General features: G+C 69.4%; 13 protein-coding genes. 10 read left to right on the forward strand and 3 right to left on the reverse strand.

The features are described 5' to 3' along the window. Positions 1–244: 244 nt before the first annotated feature. The 3 genes from AB0M76_RS06715 to AB0M76_RS06725 are packed head-to-tail and all read right to left on the reverse strand — an operon-like array spanning position 245 to position 5008. A complete protein-coding gene (locus AB0M76_RS06715; RefSeq protein ID WP_365951854.1) occupies positions 245–1747 on the reverse strand; it encodes a family 43 glycosylhydrolase in 1503 nt (500 codons plus the stop codon). Then, positions 1744–3963: a glycoside hydrolase family 3 N-terminal domain-containing protein gene (locus AB0M76_RS06720; RefSeq protein WP_365951855.1), complete on the reverse strand. Its 2220-nt coding sequence runs from the start codon at positions 3961–3963 to the stop codon at positions 1744–1746. Before AB0M76_RS06720 ends, AB0M76_RS06715 begins: the two co-directional genes overlap by 4 nt. A 31-nt stretch (positions 3964–3994) precedes the next feature. Next, positions 3995–5008 (reverse strand): LacI family DNA-binding transcriptional regulator, encoded by a 1014-nt coding sequence (locus tag AB0M76_RS06725; RefSeq protein WP_365951856.1) that lies wholly within the window; start codon positions 5006–5008, stop codon positions 3995–3997. A 230-nt stretch (positions 5009–5238) separates the two neighbouring features. On the opposite strand from AB0M76_RS06725, the gene AB0M76_RS06730 reads away from it, so the two are divergent. The 10 genes from AB0M76_RS06730 (at position 5239) to AB0M76_RS06775 (ending at position 14979) form a co-directional block, all read left to right on the forward strand. Further along, positions 5239–6531 carry an extracellular solute-binding protein gene (locus tag AB0M76_RS06730; protein ID WP_365951857.1) on the forward strand — a complete coding sequence of 431 codons (1293 nt, stop codon included), beginning with the start codon at positions 5239–5241 and terminating at the stop codon, positions 6529–6531. 85 nt (positions 6532–6616) lie between these two features. Next, positions 6617–7513, forward strand: coding sequence for a sugar ABC transporter permease (locus tag AB0M76_RS06735; protein WP_365951935.1), 897 nt, complete (start codon positions 6617–6619; stop codon positions 7511–7513). Then, positions 7510–8340: a carbohydrate ABC transporter permease gene (locus AB0M76_RS06740; RefSeq protein WP_365951858.1), complete on the forward strand. Its 831-nt coding sequence runs from the start codon at positions 7510–7512 to the stop codon at positions 8338–8340. The genes AB0M76_RS06735 and AB0M76_RS06740 overlap by 4 nt, the downstream gene beginning before the upstream one ends. Positions 8341–8376: 36 nt before the next feature. Continuing rightward, entirely contained in the window at positions 8377–9339 is a 963-nt protein-coding gene (locus AB0M76_RS06745) for a glycoside hydrolase (RefSeq protein WP_365951860.1), read from the forward strand. After that, on the forward strand, positions 9237–9764 hold the full coding sequence (locus AB0M76_RS06750) for a glycoside hydrolase family 30 beta sandwich domain-containing protein (protein ID WP_365951861.1): 528 nt from the start codon (positions 9237–9239) through the stop codon (positions 9762–9764). Before AB0M76_RS06745 ends, AB0M76_RS06750 begins: the two co-directional genes overlap by 103 nt. A gap of 29 nt (positions 9765–9793) precedes the next feature. After that, positions 9794–10858 carry an endo-1,4-beta-xylanase gene (locus AB0M76_RS06755; protein ID WP_365951862.1) on the forward strand — a complete coding sequence of 355 codons (1065 nt, stop codon included), beginning with the start codon at positions 9794–9796 and terminating at the stop codon, positions 10856–10858. Then, complete coding sequence (locus AB0M76_RS06760) at positions 10855–11901, forward strand: Gfo/Idh/MocA family oxidoreductase (protein WP_365951863.1); 1047 nt, start codon at positions 10855–10857, stop codon at positions 11899–11901. The genes AB0M76_RS06755 and AB0M76_RS06760 overlap by 4 nt, the downstream gene beginning before the upstream one ends. Then, positions 11898–12758: a PmoA family protein gene (locus AB0M76_RS06765; protein ID WP_365951864.1), complete on the forward strand. Its 861-nt coding sequence runs from the start codon at positions 11898–11900 to the stop codon at positions 12756–12758. Before AB0M76_RS06760 ends, AB0M76_RS06765 begins: the two co-directional genes overlap by 4 nt. After that, positions 12755–13498 carry a cupin domain-containing protein gene (locus AB0M76_RS06770; RefSeq protein ID WP_365951936.1) on the forward strand — a complete coding sequence of 248 codons (744 nt, stop codon included), beginning with the start codon at positions 12755–12757 and terminating at the stop codon, positions 13496–13498. Before AB0M76_RS06765 ends, AB0M76_RS06770 begins: the two co-directional genes overlap by 4 nt. Then, positions 13498–14979: a non-reducing end alpha-L-arabinofuranosidase family hydrolase gene (locus tag AB0M76_RS06775; protein WP_365951865.1), complete on the forward strand. Its 1482-nt coding sequence runs from the start codon at positions 13498–13500 to the stop codon at positions 14977–14979. The genes AB0M76_RS06770 and AB0M76_RS06775 overlap by 1 nt, the downstream gene beginning before the upstream one ends. The last annotated feature ends 258 nt before the right edge of the window (positions 14980–15237 follow it).

A 15237-nucleotide genomic window follows, 5' to 3' on the forward strand; every position in this document is an offset into this window, starting at 1 on the left:
TGCTGCGGCCGCCTGCTGCGCATGAGTGTTAACGCTCACAATTAGCGTGTCAATACCTTCGACGGGGGTGCCGGCAAGGCCGTCCCACGTGCCGCGCGCAGCTGTTCCAGGCGATCGATCCGCTCCGGCGGTGTGCATCGCGGCCAGGTACACCGAGGTCAATGGGGGTCGACTGGGCGGGAGGTGAGGTGCGAGGCGGCGGGTGGCGGACGCGGGCCGCCACCTGGTCGCGGCGTCAGTGACGTCAGGGCCTGCCTGGCGGTTCCTGCCGGCTCGGGTACGTGATGTCGAACCACGTGAAGTGGGCTTGGCTGGTGGAGGGGCGGCCGTTGGAGGTGGCGTAGAGGCCGAGCTGGATGCTGGTGAACAGCGGTCTGAGGAAGGCGGCTTCGATGGTGGCCAGGTTCTCCCAGAGGCCGTTCGGAGCCGCGTGGGCGAAGGTGTGGCTGAACCCGCGGATGCGGACCCCCAGGCGAACGGGCCCCGGGGCGAAGGGAATGCCGGCCAGGACCTCGGGCCCGTGGCGGAGGATGAGTCCTTCCGTGGTGCGAAGGAGGAGGAGGTGGGTGTCGTCGTCGAGGACTACGGCGAGGCCCGCGTGTTCGTCCGGTGCGGCGGGGGCGAAGTGCAGTTCGGTGGAGACGTCACAGTCGGGCTGTTCCTGGGGGCGGGCGAGGAGGGACGGGGTGGTGCGTTCGCCGAGGCGTTCGGGGCGGAGCCGGAGTCGGAGCCCGTCGCCGGTGGTCCAGAACCGCGCGGGTGGGGTGCGCAGGGTGCTCCAGTCGGCGGAGAGGGTGGCGAAGTCGTCGTGGAGGGGGCGGCGAAGGTCGGTGTGGACGACGGGGGAGAAGACCGGCCAGCCCTCTTCCCAGGTGATCCGGCTGAGGAAGGTCTCGCGGCCGAGGGCGGAGCCCGGGCGGACGCCCAGGAGGACGGCCCGCCAGTCGCCGTACGGGGTTTGGACGAGGTCGGCGTGCCCGGTGCAGGTGACCGGGCCTTTCGTCGGCGGTAGCACCGGGTTGCCGGGAGCGCCCTTGTAGGGGCCGGTCACGCGGTCGGCGCGGGCGGCCACCACGCTGTGGTCCACATCGGTGCCGCCCTCGGCGGTGAGTAGAAGATAGCTGCCGTCGATCTTGTAGAGGTGCGGGGCTTCCGACCATCGGGCGCCCGGGTGGCTTCCCGACCACAGGACGTGCTCCGGTCCCGTGAGCCGTCGTTCGTGGGGAAGGTATTCGCGCATCCAGATCTCGGTGCGGCCGCCGGCCTCGTCCAACACGCGGGCGGCGGTGAACCAGGCTCGGCCGTCGCCGTCGCCGTCGCCGTCGCCGTCGCCGTCGTCCGGACCGTCGTCGAAGAACAGCGAGGGGTCGAAGCCCTCACCGTCCAACCAGTGGGGTTCCGACCACGGCCCCGCCGGGTCGGTCGCCGTGACGACGAAATGGCCGGGGCCGTCCATCAGCGTGCAGACGAGATGGAAGACCCCGTCATGGTGCCGGATCGTCGGTGCGAACAGACCCCGTGAGGGCTCGCACCCGTCGAGGTCGAGCTGAGACGCCCGGTCGAGCGCGGAGCCGATGCGCCGCCAGTTCACGAGATCGCGGCTGTGGAACACGGGCAGGCCGGGGAACCATTCGAAGCTGGACGTCACCAGGTAGTGGTCCGCTCCCACCCGGCAGACGGACGGGTCGGGCCGGAACCCGGGCAGCACGGGATCACCGAAGACGGGGTCATCGCACGACGTGGTCATGGAACCGGGACGATCTCGACCGGCACGGACAGCACCCGGTCGGCCGCCGGGTGACGTACGGGGCCCTCCAGAGTGAAGGAGGCCTGGAGCGGCAGATCGCCGCTGGACCGTCCGACGGCCACGCCGATCTCCCCGGGCTCCACTCTCCTGCGCAGGTCGAGCCCGGTGAAGGCGGTCCGGTCGGCATGGACGGAGAAGGTGATCCGGGCGGCCGCGCCCGGCTGCAGCTCGACCCTGGCGAATCCGGCGAGCCACCGCTGCGGCCGGACGACGGACGCCACGGGATCGGAGAGGTACAGCTGGACCACCTCGGTCCCGGCCACCTCGCCGACGTTGCGTACGGTGACCGAAACGGAGACGGCCCCGTCCGTCGCGGCAACGGGATCCACCGACAACTCCGAGCAGGTGAAGCTGGTCCAGCTCAGCCCGTGTCCGAAGGGGAACAGCGGGGTCGGGTCCACCGAGCTCCAGTCGGTGTGCCCGCCGAGCCGGGCGTGCAGGTAGGTGCCGGGCTGGCCGCCGGCCTGGCGGGGGATGGAGACGGGCAGCCGCCCGGACGGTTCCGCGGCCCCGCTGATGATCCGGGCCAGCGCCGTCCCGCCCTCCTCGCCGGGGAAGAAGGCCTGCACCACGGCCGATGCGCGCTCGGCCAGCGTGCCGAGTGCGTAGGGCCGTCCGGAGACGAGGACCAGAACGGTCGGCACCCCGGAGTCCAGAACGGCGTCGGCGAGCGCGGCCTGGTCGCCGGGCAGGTCGAGGGTCTCGGCGTCGCAGCCCTCGCCGGAGGTGCCCCGGCCGAACATGCCGGCCCGGTCCCCGAGTACCAGCACGTTCACGTCCGGATCGTCGTCGGTGACTGCGAACCCGCCAGCGGTGAGCGCCTCACCGAGCGTCGGGATGTGCAGCCCGAGGTCGCCGGGCAGCGCGACGTGGTTGGGGAAGGAGTAGCAGCCGAGGAAGGACTGGGGGTCGTCCGCGTACGGCCCGCTGATCGCGACCCGGCACGGCCGCAGCGGCAGGATGCCGTCGTTGGCGAGCAGGACGGTGGACCGTTCGGCCAGGAGCCTGGCCAGTGCCCGGTTTTCCGGCGGGTCGAGGTCGACCGGCTCGGCCTTGACGGGTTCCCAGTCGGGGTCGAGCAGGCCGAGTTCGGCCTTCTGCAGCAGGACCCGTTCCGCGGCCCGATCGATGAGCTCCTCGGGCACGGCTCCCGACCGGACGAGTTCGGTCAGCGGCTCGCCGTAGCAGCGGGCCGTGGGCAGCTCGACGTCGATTCCGGCGGTCAACGCCAGCGCGCCGGCCGCGCCCCGCGATCCGGTGACGCCGTGCCGGGTCTCCAGGAAGGAGACGGCGTAGTAGTCGGCGACGACCACACCACTGAAACCGAGCTCACCCCTCAGCAGTTCGGTCAGCAGCCGTGGATCGGCGGCCACCGGGACGCCGTCCACGTCGGTGTAGCTGTTCATCACCGACCGGGCGCCTCCCTCGCGCAGCGCCCGTACGAAAGGCTCGACCAGTACGTCGGCGAACTCGCGCGGCCCCGAGGAGACGGGGGCCATGTTCCGACCGCCGCGCGAGGCCGAGTACCCGGCGAAGTGCTTGAGCGTCGCCACGATCCCGGCGCCCTCCAAGCCCTGCACGTAGGCGGTGCCGATCGCTCCGACGAGATAGGGATCCTCGCCGATGCACTCCTCGGTCCTGCCCCACCGGTAGTCGCGGACCACGTCGAGCACCGGAGCCAGCCCTTGGTGGACGCCGACCTGCCGCATCCCCGCCCCGATGGCAGCGGCCATCCGGCGCACGAGCCCGGGATCGAAGGAGGCTCCCCAGGCCAGTGGCCCGGGGAAGACCGTCGCCCCGAACGTCATGAACCCGGTCAGGCACTCCTCGTGAGCGACCGCCGGGATCCCGAACCGGCCGGATCCGGTCACCTGCCGCTGGAGCGAGGCGAGCCGCTCCATCCCGGCCTCCGCGGCGATCGGCGCGGTGCCGTACACCCGGGTGAGCTGGCCGAGGCCGTGGGCGACGATGTCGGCCAAGCCGGGCGCGGACTCGCCGGAATCGTCCTCCATCGGCGCGACCGGTGCGCCCGGATCCGAGGGCAGCGCCCAGAAGCCGGTGAGCTGACCCGCCTTCTCTTCCAGCGTCATCCGTTTCAGCAGATCGGCGACTCGTACGGACACGGGTATGAGGGGGTCACGCCAGGGCTCGGTCAAGGAGTTCTCCTAGGGACTTCGACGACACGACCTAGAGACGGGGCGGGGCGGTGGAGAGCCGGACCTTGAGCTCGGTCGAGAGCTCCATCCGGGGGCTGACCAGGGGCTGGCCGTCCAGGAGCTGGAAAAGTGTGCGGGCGGCGAGCCGGCCCATCTCCTCCAGCGGCTGGCGTACCGTCGTCAGCGGCGGTGACAGCCATTCGCACATCGGCAGGTCGTCGAAGCCGACCACGCTGAGGTCCTGGGGGATGCTCAGCCCGCCCTGCCGGGCGGCTTCGTAGACGCCCATCGCCTGCTGGTCGCTGCCGGCGAAGATGGCGGTCGGGGGCTCGGGAAGGGCGAGCAGTTCCTGGGCGCGCTGGAACCCGCCCTCGTGCTGGAAGTCGCCGAACCGGATCAGGTCGCGGTCGACCTCGATCCCGGCCCGCTCCAGCGCGGCGCGGTACCCGTCGATGCGGGCCTGGCTGCAGAGCATCTCCTTGCGCCCGCCGATCGCGGCGATCCGGCGGTGCCCCAGCTCCAGCAGGTGCTCCGTGGCGGCGAGGCCGCCCGCCCAGTTGGTCGCCCCGATGCTCGGCACACCGTTGCCCGGCAGGTCGATCGGGTCGATGACCACCAGCGCCACCCCGGCCTGTTCGACCTGGGCACGCTGGGCTTGGGTGACCGAGGCGGTGACGAGGATGACGCCGTCGCTGTGGTGCAGGACCGGCAGGGCGGCCCAGCTCGACGGCGTGGCCTCGCCCGGCGGGACGAGCGACACGACGGTGCCGACGCTCCGCTGGGCGCACTCGGCCTCGACACCGCGCAGAATCTCCACCGCCCACGCGCTGTCCAGACCGCCGATGATCAGGTCGACCAGGCCGGACCTGCGGGCCCTGGCCTGCCCGCCGGGGTGGAGGTAGTTGTGGGAGCGCAGCAGGCCCTCGATCCGTTCGCGTGTCGAGGGTGCGACATCGGAGCGGCCGTTGACCACCTTCGACACGGTGGCCTGGGACACCCCTGCCTCCGCGGCGATGAGGGCCAGGGTCGGACGCTGCTCGCTCAACTTCTCTCCTCTGTGCGGACGTTCTGGGCTGACGACGGGTATCGCAAACTTTCGAAGAGTTTCCGGTCGGCGCGACCAGGTTGTCAAGCTCCAAGTGCGCTGAGGCAGAGGGGAATTCAGTAAGAAGGCTTGACCGGGGGGCCGCGCGTTCCTAGTTTGTGGCAGCACCGAATCGAGGATGTTGCGAAACAGTTTCGAAACCGAACCGTATTCCCCACCCCGGAGGTCCCATGGCCAGCACACCCCCGAGCCGACGAAGCTTCCTGGCGCTCTCGGGTCTGACCGCACTGTCCGTCTCGCTGACCGCGGCCTGCGGCGGCGGGGACTCCGGCTCGGGGCCGGCGGCCGACGGCAAGGTGGCCTTCGCGTGGTGGAACATCGCCACGACGGAGCCGGGCAAGTCCCTCTTCCCGCAGATCTCCTCGGCGTTCACGGCCGCCCACCCGAACATCACTGTCAAGACGACCTCGTTGGAAAACGAGGCGTTCAAGTCCAAGCTGACCGCCACCACCTCTTCGGGAAAGCTCCCCGACGTCTTCCAGACCTGGGGCGGCGGCGTGCTGCAGCAGCAGGTCGATGCGGGACTGGTCGAGGACCTCACCGACGTGTTCGGCTGGTCGTCCGAGCTCACCCCGGTCTCGCTGCAGGCCTATCAGTTCGAGGGCCGGACCTACGGGGTGCCGTACGACGTCGGCATGGTCGGCTTCTGGTACAACAAGAAGCTCTTCGCCAAGGCCGGGATCACCGCTCCGCCGGCCACCTGGGCCGAGCTCCTCGAAGACGTCAAGAAGCTCAAGGCGGCGGGCGTCACTCCGATCGCCCTCGCGGGCAAGGAGAAATGGCCCGGCCACTACTACTGGGCCTACCTCGCGATGCGCGTCGCAGGCCTTCCCGCGCTGCAGCAGGCCGCGACCACCAAGGACTTCACCGGCGCCGGCTTCGTCCAGGCAGGCACCCACCTCAAGGAACTGGTCGACCTCCAGCCGTTCCAGACAGGCTTCCTCGGCGCCGGCTACTCGACCCCCGGCGGCCAGGCCGCGACCATGGGCAACGGCAAGGCCGCCATGGAGCTGATGGGCCAGTGGGGACCGTCGGTGCAGAAGGACGCGGGCGCCGACCTCGGCGCGGACCTGGGCTTCTTCCCCTTCCCGACGGTCGATGGCGGAGTCGGCCGGGCCACCGAGGTGTTGGGGGGCGGCGGCGGCTTCGCGCTGCGCAAGGGCGCCCCGAAGGAGGCCCTGGACTTCCTGAAGTTCCTCGTTCTGGAGAACGAGTCCAAGCTGCTGGCCTCCAACGGCTATCTGCCGGTGGTCAAGGGCGCGGAGAGCCAGCTCACCGACCCCAACAGGAAGGCGGTGGCCGACAGCCTGGTCAAGGCGACGGGATTCCAGCTCTACCTCGACCAGGCCTACCCGCCGGCGGTCGGCCAGGAGGTCAACGACAGCGTCGCCGACCTCATCGCGGGCAAGAAGACGCCCGAGCAGGTCACCAAGTCGATCACCGAGGTTGCGAAGGGTGCCTAGCTCCGTGTCCACCCTGACCAAGGAGCGGACGCAGGACGCCGGGCCGGTGCGCCCGCCCGCCCCGGCACGCTCGCTCCCGCGTCGGCTGGGAAGCTGGGCGTCCGTCGCCTGGTTCCTCGTCCCGGCTCTGGTCCTCTTCCTCGTTTTCGTCCTCGCCCCGATCGCGGTCGCCGTCTACACCGGCTTCTTCAAGTGGGGCGGGGTCGGCCCCCTGGAGGAGTTCGTCGGCTTCGGGAACTACGCCACCCTCTTCCGGGATCAGGTCTTCCTCGGTGATCTGGAGCGCGGGCTGTACCTGATCACGCTGTCGATCACGGTGCAGTTGCCGTTCGCACTGTTCACCGCCGTCCTGCTCAACCAGAGGCTGCGCGGCCGGGCCGTCTACCGGATGCTGTTCTTCGCGCCGTACATCCTGTCCGAAGTGGTCACGGCGGTCCTCTTCACGATGATCTTCCTTCCCGGTGGCGGCATGGCCGACCATCTCGCGGGCGCCCTCGGCCTGGAGGGGTTGCAGGGCAAGTGGCTCGCCGACCCCTCGACGGTCATGCCGACTTTGTTCGTGGTCATGACCTGGAAGTACTTCGGGTTCCACATGATGCTCTTCCTCGCCGGGCTGCAAAGCATCCCGGGCGAGATCCTCGAGGCCGCCTCCATCGACGGCGCCGGCGCCTGGCAGCGCTTCCGGCACGTGACGCTGCCGTTGCTCGGCCCGACGATCCGGATCAGCGTCTTCCTTTCGGTCATCGGCGCCATCCAGCTCTTCGACCTCGTCTGGGTCATGACCGCGGGCGGGCCCAACCACTCCTCCGAGACGATGGCGATCTCGATGTTCCAGTTCGGATTCAAGCGCTACCAGGTCGGCTACGCCAGTGCGATCAGCGTGGTGCTGTTCATGATCAGTCTGATCTTCTCCCTCTTCTACCAGCGGTACGTTCTGCGCCGTGACCTGAGCGGGGCCGTCACCACGGGAGGTGGCCTGTGAACGCCCGCAGAACGGCCCGCGGTCTGTCGCTGCACGCCGTGGTCTGGCTGATCGGCGCGTTCATCGTCGTGCCGCTGGTCTACGCGGTGATCTCCGGGTTCAAGAGCACCGGCGAGCTGACGACCAACCCGTTCGGGCTGCCCGAGCACTGGAAGACCGGCAATTACACCGGCATCCTCGGCGACGGAATGTTCTGGCGGCAGATCGCCAACAGTGCGGGCATCGCGATCGGCACGGCATGCTGCACGGTGGCGGTCTCCGCGATGGCGGCGTTCGTACTGGCCCGCTACGCCTTCCGGGGCAGGGAGCTGTTCTACACGCTGTTCACGATCGGGCTCATGTTCCCGTTCGCGGTGGCCGTCCTGCCGCTGTTCCTGCTGCTGCGCAACTTCGACCTGCTCGACAACCCGCTCGGAGTGATCCTCCCGCAGGCGGCCTTCGGGCTCCCGATGACGATCATCATTCTGCGCGGGTTCTTCCGGACCATCCCGGCAGAGGTAGAGGAGGCGGCCGTCATGGACGGCTGCGGCAAGTTCCGCTTCTTCTGGAAGATCCTGCTGCCGATGGCGCGTCCGGCGCTCGGCACGGTCTCGGTGCTCGCGATCGTCGCGAGCTGGAACAACTTCTTCCTGCCGCTGCTGGTGTTCAACGACCCCCAATGGCAGACGATCCCGGTCGGCGTCCAGCAGTTCCAGGGCCAGTACTCGACCGACTACGCACTCGTCCTCGCCTACATCGTGCTCGCCATGGTCCCCGCCCTCGCCTTCTACGCCGTCGCCGAGCGGCAGCTGATCGGCGGACTGACAGCGGGCGCCACCAAGGGCTGACCCGTCCCATGTGACCTCCACCCCCGAGGAGACGCCGTGAAACGCCTGGTCGCATCGACCGCAGTTTTGTTAGCGCTAACAACACAGGCTGTGGCCGCCCCCGCGCACCCCGCCCCCGCGCACCCCGTCATCGACTTCCGCGCCGAGCTCCAGCCCATAGACGGATTCGGGTTCTCGATGGCCTTCCAGCGGGCCGACCTGCTGCACGGCGCACGCGGCCTCAGCCCGGCCAAGCAGCGCGAGGTGCTCGACCTGCTGCTCAGTAAGGGCAAGGGCGCGGGCCTTTCGATCCTGCGCCTGGGCATCGGGTCGTCGACCGACAGGGTCTACGACCACATGCCCACGATCCTGCCGGCCGATCCCGGCGGGCCGCAGGCCACGCCGAAGTACGTCTGGGACGGCTGGGACGGCGGTCAGGTCTGGCTAGCCAAGGAGGCCAAGGACTACGGCGTCACCCGGTTCTTCGCCGACGCCTGGAGCGCCCCGGCCTTCATGAAGACCAACGGAAGCGAGAACGACGGCGGCGAGTTGCGCCCCGAATGGCGCCAGGCCTACGCGAACTACCTCGTCCAGTATGCGAAGTTCTACCAGCAGGAAGGTATCGGGATCACCGACCTGGGGTTCACCAACGAACCCAACTGGACGGCGACCTACGCCTCGATGCGGTTCACCCCGCAGCAGGCCGTCGACTTCCTCAAGGTGCTCGGGCCGACCGTCCGCGCGTCCGGACTGAAGACCGGGGTGGTCTGCTGCGACGCCGCGGGCTGGGACCGACAGGTCGCCTACACCAAGCCATCGAGGCGGACCCCGCGGCCGGCAAGGCCGTGCGGACCATCACCGGCCACCGCCACAGCGGTTCGACCGAGGTGGCGCAGCCGACCGACAAGCGTGTCTGGATGTCGGAATGGTCGCCGGACGGCGCCACCTGGAACGAGAACTGGGACGACGGCAGCGGCTACGACGGTCTCACCGTCGCGGCCGACATCCAGAACACCCTGACCGTCGGCAACGCCAACGCCTACGTCTACTGGACCGGCGCGTCCCTCGGCGCGACCCGAGGGCTCATCCAGCTCGCCGACCCCGGTGACGACTACCGGGTGTCCAAGCGGTACTGGGCGCTGGCCGCCTTCAGCCGGTTCATCCGCCCCGGCGCCGTCCGCGTGCCGGTCACGAACGCCGCCCCGGGACTGCAGATCACGGCCTTCCGCAACACCGACGGCAGCCGCGTGATCGAGATCCTCAACACCGCGACCACCGAAAGCTCCGCCGAGTTCTCTCTCCACGGCGGGCACGACCGCCGCCCCGACGGCTACGTCACCGACGAGACCCGCTCGATCACCCCGGCCGACATCGTCTCCACCCATGGCACGACCCTCAAGGCGACGCTCGCCCCACGCGCGCTGACCACGATCGTCCTCGACTGAACCGACCATCACCGCAGGAGTAGTCCGTCATGCCCATTCCCAGGTCCAGGTCCAGGTCCACATCCCGGATTCTCACCGCTCTGTCCGCCGCCGTCTGCCTGGCGGCCGGCCTCGCCGCTGCGCCCGCAGCCGCCGAGCCCCGCCCCAGGGCGCTCGGAGAACTGGCCAAGAAGCACCACAAGTACTTAGGCTCCGCCACCGACAACCCCGAGTTCACCGACGCCGCCTATCTGAAGCTCCTCGGCAGCGAATTCGGGCAGACCACCCCCGGCAACGCCATGAAGTGGTACGCCACCGAGCCCGAGCGCGGTGTCTTCGACTTCACCGCCGCCGACGAGGTCGTCTCGTTCGCCAAGGCCCACCACCAGAAGGTCCGCGGCCACACCCTCATCTGGCACAACCAGCTCCCCGCCTGGCTCACCGAGCGCGCCTGGACCGCCGACGAACTGCGCGCCGTCCTCAAGAACCACATACAGACGCAGGTCCGGCACTTCAAGGGCCAGGTGATCCACTGGGACGTCGTCAACGAGGCCTTCAACGAGGACGGCACCTACCGCGAATCGCTCTTCTACAAGACGCTCGGCCCCGGCTACATCGCCGACGCCCTGCGCTGGGCCCACGAGGCCGACCGGCACGCCAAGCTGTACCTCAACGACTACAACGTCGACTGGATCGGCCCCAAGAGCGACGCCTATTACACCCTGATCAAGCAGTTGAAGGCCGACGGCGTTCCGGTGGAGGGCCTCGGCATCCAGGGCCATCTGGCGCTCCAGTACGGCTTCCCCGCCGATGTCCAGCAGAACATGCAGCGCTTCGCCGACCTCGGGGTCGAGGTCGCGATCACCGAGCTCGACATCCGGATGAACCTCCCCGCGACCCCTTCGATGCTCGCCACCCAGGCCACCTGGTACGCCGACTACGTCAAGGCCTGCCTGGCGGTCAGGAAATGCGTCGGCATCACCATCTGGGACTACACGGACAAGTACTCGTGGATCCCCTCCGTCTTCCCCGGTGAGGGCGCAGCGCTGCCCTACGACGAGAACCTGCGGCCCAAGCCCGCCTACCACTCGATCAGGAAGGTGCTGGGCGGATGATCCGAACGGCGATCGTCGGAACGGGCGGGATCGCGGGCATCTGCCACGTTCCCGCCCTCCGGGCGCAGGCGCACCGGGCCGTGATCGTGGCCGCCGTCGACGTGGACGCCGCGCGCGCCGAGGCGTTCGCGGCCGAACACGGCATACCCGCGGTCTACACCGACCTGCACACGATACTCCAGGAGCAGAGGCCGGACCTCGTTCACCTGTGCACGCCTCCGTTCCTGCACGCCGACCAGGCCGTGGCCTGTCTGGAGTCGGGCGCGTGGGTCTGGTGCGAGAAGCCGGTGGCCCTGTCGCTGGCCGAGCTCGACCGGATCCGCGGCGCCGAGGGGCCGGCCGTCGCGGGCGCGGTGTTCCAACACAGGTACGGCTCGGGGGCCCGGTACCTGCGCGACCGGATCGCGGCCGGGACGCTGGACCGTCCGCTCGTCGCGCAGTGCGTCACGGCGTGGTACCGCGACGACGCCTACTACGACGTGCCCTGGCGCGGCACCTGGGAGGGCGAGGGCGGTGGCCCGACCCTGGGCCACGGCATCCACCAGATGGACCTGATGCTCGCGGTGCTCGGCGAATGGACCGAGGTACGCGCGATGGCCGGCCGCCTCGAACGCGAGATCCAGACCGAGGACGTGTCCGCGGCCCTCGTCCGGTTCGAGAACGGAGCCATCGCGACGGTCGTCAACAGCGTCCTTTCCCCGCGCGAGGAGAGCTACCTGCGGTTCGATCTCACCGACGCCACGGTCGAACTGCGCCATCTGTACGGCTACTCCAACGCCGACTGGACGTTCACCACCCGCTCGAAAAGCGTGAAGTGGGAGCCGCCGGAGGACCTGCCCAGCTCGCACACCGCCCAACTCGCGGCCTTCCTGGACTACTACGAGGCGGGGATCCGGCCCGACCTCGGCAGGCCCACCATGGAACTGGTCACCGCCCTGTACAAGGCCGCGATCACCGGCCTGCCGGTCCGGCGCGGAGAGATCGACGCGGCCGACCCGTTCTACGGCTCGCTCAACGGAGGCCGCCCGGAGGTGTTCCGATGACCTTCGAACTCATCGAGGACGAGGACTCGCTGACCGTCCGAGCCGGCGACGTCGACCTCTTCCGGTACGTGCACCAGCCGGTCATGGACCCCTTCGAGGCGCCGAAGCCCTACCTGCATCCGGTACGCACGCTCGCCGGCGACGTGGTCACCGGCTACCGGCCGCACGACCACCGCTGGCACAAGGGCATCCAGATCACGGCGTCGTGGCTCTCGGGGCACAACTTCTGGGGCGGCGGAACCTACTTGCGTGGCCAGGGCTACGTGGACCTGCCGAACCTCGGCACGATGCGCAGCCTCACCGTGGCCGCCGAGACAGGCCACGGCCGCGCCGTGATCACCGAGGACCTGGCCTGGTACACGATGGCGGGGGAGCACTGGATCGACGAGCGCCGCACGCTGACCGCCCGCGACGTCGAGGCCGACTCCTGGACCCTGGACGTCACCACCGCACTGACCAACGTCCGGGGCGCCGGTCTGCTGTTCGGTAGCCCCGGCACACAGGGCAGAAGGCTCGCCGGATACTGCGGCCTGTTCTGGCGCGGCCCGCGCGATCTCACCGGCGGCGACGTGATCGGCCCCGCGATGGGCGAGCAGGGCGACTGGCTGGCCTTCACCGGCACGCACGACGAGGTCGACCGCTCCTCCACGCTCCTGTTCCTGGACGATCCGGACGCCCCCTGCGACTGGTTCGTCCGCAGCGAGCCCTTCCCAGCCGTCAACCCCTCCCTGGCATTCGACGAGGAACTGCCGCTGGCCTTGGGCGAGACCATGTCGCGCCGCTACCGGATCGTCGTGGCCAACGGCGCGTGGACCCCCGGGCGCCTGTCCCGCCACATCGCGGAACACTCGTGGTGACCCCGTTCCCCGGCGGTGTGGGGATCTCCGGGCTGACCGTGTACGACTGGGAGGCCGCCGACGGGCTGCGCGGCGGCACACCCCACATGCACCTCGTCTGCTCCGAAGCCTACGTAGTCACCGGCGGCGCGGGCAGCGTCCAGACGCTCACCACCTCCGGCTTCGCCGACACCCCGCTGCACCCCGGCGACGTCGTCTGGTTCACCCCCGGCACGATCCACCGCCTGGTCAACGACGGTGGCCTGCGCATCGTGGTGCTCATGCAGAACAGCGGACTCCCCGAGGCGGGCGACGCCGTCTTCACCTTCCCTGCTCCGCTCCTGGCCGATCCCCACGCCTACCGGAAGGCGGCCGCCCTGACCGGTGACCACTCCGCGGCAGCGCGCCGCCGCCGCGACCTGGCAGTCGAGGGTTTCCTGGCCTTGCGCGAAGGCGGGCTGCAGGATTTCCACATCGCGGCCCACTGCCTGAAAAGCGAGCTCCTGGACGCCTGGTGGCTCCGCTGGCGTGACGGCCCCCTGGCCGCAGCCGTCACGACCGGCCGTCAGCTGGAACGGCTGAAGGCCGGAGACCTCTCCCACCTCGACCACGGCGAAGTGTCGCGACTGGAGCGTCCGGAGCACCAACGCTTCGGCATGTGCGGCCGCCTTCACACCTATCCCGTCCCCGACCCCCCAATACGGCCGTTCCGCGGTCCATCGGGGTCACCTCACCCCCACCTCCCGAAGGAGCCCTTCTGATGTGGTTTCGCCATCCCTCCCCGGTCCACCTGAGACGACGTCTGCTCGCCGTGCTCGCGCCCTTGCTGCTCCTGGCCACCTTCCTCAGTGTCCAGCCCGCCAGCGCGGCGACCGTCGACCCCAACGCCTCCTACGTGCTGGTCAACCGCAACAGCGGCAAGGCCCTGGACGTCTACAACCTGGCGACCGGCGACGGCGCCCGCATCACCCAGTGGACCCGGAACGATCAGAACCAGCAGCAGTGGCAGTTCGTCGACTCCGGCGGCGGTAACTACCGCATCAAGTCCCGCCACTCCGGCAAGGTGCTGGACGTCCAGAACGGTTCCACCGCGAACGGCGCCTCGATCGTCCAGTGGGCCGACGCGAACGGGACCAACCAGCAGTGGCGGCTGGCCGACAGCTCGGACGGCTACGTGAGGCTCATCGCGCGCCACAGCAACAAGGCTCTCGAGGTACAAGGCGGGTCCACCGCCGACAACGCGAACGTCGTCCAGTACGACGACTGGGGCGGCACCAACCAGCAGTGGCAGCTCGTCAAGGTCGGTGCCGGCAGCCCCGGTGCGTGCGCTCTTCCGTCGACATACCGCTGGACCTCGACGGGCGCACTGGCGCAGCCCAAGGCCGGGTGGGCGTCGCTCAAGGACTTCACCGTCGCTCCCTACAACGGCAAGCATCTCGTCTATGCGACGACGCACGGCGCCGCGGGAACGGGAGCGGGCTGGGGTTCGATGAACTTCGGCCTGTTCACCAACTGGTCGGAGATGGCCTCGGCCAGCCAGAACACGATGTCGAACTCCGTCGTCGCGCCCACGCTCTTGTACTTCGCGCCGAAGAACATCTGGGTGCTCGCCTACCAGTGGGGAGGCGGGAGCGCCTTCTCCTACCGGACGTCGAGCGACCCGTCCAACCCCAATGGCTGGTCCTCACAGCAGGTGCTCTTCACCGGAAGCATCACCGGCTCCACCACAGGCCCCATCGACCAGACGCTCATCGCCGACGGCACGAACATGTACCTGTTCTTCGCCGGTGACAACGGCAAGATCTACCGGGCCAGCATGCCGATCGGGAACTTCCCGAGCAGTTTCGGCTCGAACTACACGACGATCATGAGCGATACGGCGGACAACCTGTTCGAAGCCCCGCAGGTCTACAAGCTCCAGGGCCAGGACCGCTACCTCATGCTCGTCGAGGCGAGGGGCTCGCAGGGCCGCTACTTCCGCTCGTTCACGGCCACCAGCCTGAACGGCTCATGGACACCCCAGGCCGCGACCGAGAGCAACTCCTTCGCCGGTAAGGCCAACAGCGGCGCCACCTGGACCAACGACATCAGCCATGGCGAACTGATCCGCACCAGCACCGATCAGACCTTCACCGTCGATCCCTGCAACCTGCAGTTCCTCTACCAGGGACGCGACCCCAACTCCGGCGGCGAATACGGCCAATGGCCCTACCGGCCGGGTCTGCTGACACAGCAGCGCTAACGACGTGACACGGGTCCGGCTCCGGACTGGAGCCGGCGTGGCGGGCTCGGCGGAAGGCTGAGCCCGCCCGGGTCACGCGAAGAGAAGAGCCAGCGTGCCGGTCCCAGGCGCCAGGACGTAGGGGCCGCGGTTCCGCCGCTGCCGGCGCCTGCTTCGTAGGCACTGCCTCCGCGGCCCCCGTTCGCGGTCACGGTGATGCCGTTGACGGTGATGCTGGTGTCGCCGCCGTCGCTTCCGGCCTGTCCTGCCGCTCCCTGC

Source organism: Streptomyces sp. NPDC051364, assembly GCF_040682115.1.
GTDB lineage: Bacteria > Actinomycetota > Actinomycetes > Streptomycetales > Streptomycetaceae > Streptomyces.